The sequence below is a fragment of the Microcystis sp. LE19-195.1E genome (genome assembly GCF_027532095.1).
Taxonomy (GTDB): domain Bacteria; phylum Cyanobacteriota; class Cyanobacteriia; order Cyanobacteriales; family Microcystaceae; genus Microcystis; species Microcystis aeruginosa.
This window is the reverse complement of sequence record NZ_JAPZSZ010000086.1, coordinates 1-1,868: the sequence shown is the minus strand read 5'-3', so window position 1 is coordinate 1,868 and position 1,868 is coordinate 1. Positions and strand designations below refer to the sequence as shown.

Genomic DNA, 1,868 nt, shown 5'->3' with positions numbered 1-1,868 from the left:
TAAATTGCTACAAAGACGCTTGAAACATCAAGTCAAAGGCTCGAACAATTGGTTGAAACTCCAAGATAAGATAGCGAGATTACACGAAAAAGTGTCTAATACTCGTAGAGATTGGCATTTTAAGTTAGCTCATTACCTTTGCGATCTCGCTGATAATATCTTTGTTGAAGATATTAACTTCGTTTCCTGGTCTAGAGGGATCGTTAGAAAACAATCTCTGGATTCAGGTATCGGTAGTTTTATTAACGAGATATTACCGTTTGTCGCTTGGAAACGGGGAAAATATTATCTTAAGGTTGATAAAAACGGAACCTCGCAAGAGTGTCCGAATTGTGGCGCAATTACTGGTAAAAAAGCGTTATCGGAAAGAGTTCACCGGTGTGATTCTTGCGGCCACATTGAACCGAGAGATACGGCATCAGCGAAGGTAATTGAGAACCGAGGAAAAAACGCGGTCGGACTGACCGTGTTAGAAAACGCTCGCGGAGGCGATTTGACGGGGATCGACTGGGTTAAACTCGGTCGATCTAGTTAAAAGCCTAAGAACCGAGAATCCCCCGCTACACCGCGCGAGCGGTTAGCGGGGGAGAGTCAATTCCCATTCTCCTGTCTTCTGTCTCCTGTCTCCTGTCTCCTGATTTAAGTATAAATACTTGTTGACAACTCATAGTCGTTATGAGTACACTTAATTTAGACAAACTCGAAATGAGTACGACTTAGCAATTAGGAGTTGAAGATTATGCTACCAAACCGAGAAGGACAGAGAGTTCCCGATATCACCTTTCCCGTGCGTCAAAATAATCAATGGGTGAACATCACCAGCGAGGAATTATTCAAAGGAAAAACCGTTGTTCTTTTTGCCTTACCCGGGGCATTCACTCCCACCTGTTCCACCTCCCATTTACCCGGATATAACGAATTAGCCCCAGTTTTTCGGGAAAATGGCGTAGATAGTATTGTTTGCTTGTCGGTGAATGATACCTTTGTCATGAACGAGTGGGCAAAAGATCAAGAATGTGATAATGTCGTCTTGATTCCCGACGGTAACGGTGAATTTAGCGCAGGAATGGGGATGTTAGTCGATAAAGCTGACTTAGGTTTCGGTAAACGTTCTTGGCGCTATTCGATGCTAGTCAAGGATGGTGTTATCGAGAAAATGTTCATCGAACCGGAAGAACCGGGAGATCCTTTCAAAGTCTCCGATGCGGAAACGATGTTAAACTACATCAACCCAGAAGCCAAAAAACCGCCTTTAGTCTCTCTTTTCTCGAAAGTCGGCTGTCCCTACTGCCTCCGGGCTAAGAAAATGTTAGAAGAAAAAGGGCTACAATACGAAGAAATTATCCTCGGACGCGATGCCACCAGTCGTTCTCTGCGGGCCATGAGTGGTAATACCACCACCCCGCAAGTCTTCATTAACGGGCAATTAATTGGCGGTTCGGAAGAATTAGCGGCTTATTTGGGAGCATAATCAATCAGTTAGACCTCAAGTTATCTTTCCATTGCAACTGGAGAGATATCTGTGAGAGGTTTTGCCCGGGCAAGTTAGAGCTTTTTTGTTGGGTGTGATTGTAGTCTGATGTATTTCGTTAATCATTTATAGCGTTTCTCAGTCTTATAAAGTACACCATCTATTGCCTGTTCCCTAACTAGGGCTTGCTGAATAAATCTAAAAACCTTGTTGGATAAGGCTTTTAGACTTTTTTGACCTCAAAAAGTGCCGACCATTGGAGGGATCGGGGGTAAAATTCAGGTACTTTTTCCCTGAAAATTAGGTAACTGACTACCTCAAAATCGGTAAAACCCTACACCCCACACCCCACACCCCACACCCTGCCCCCACCAACAAACTTTTTCAGCAGACCCTA

At 44.0% G+C, this 1,868-nt stretch carries 2 protein-coding genes; both read left to right on the top strand.

What is annotated here, in order from left to right; genetic code table 11:
• On the top strand, positions 1–535 hold a 535-nt coding region (locus O9300_RS05300; protein WP_287970428.1), incomplete at its 5' end, for an RNA-guided endonuclease InsQ/TnpB family protein.
• A 204-nt stretch (positions 536–739) separates the two neighbouring features.
• Positions 740–1,471, top strand: coding sequence for a glutathione peroxidase (locus O9300_RS05295; protein WP_287970426.1), 732 nt, complete (start codon positions 740–742; stop codon positions 1,469–1,471).
• The last annotated feature ends 397 nt before the right edge of the window (positions 1,472–1,868 follow it).

Excerpts from the sequence above, each read along its gene's own strand:
- O9300_RS05295 (WP_287970426.1), top strand. The coding sequence starts at position 740 with ATGCTACCAAACCGAGAAGGACAGAGAGTTCCCGATATCACCTTTCCC.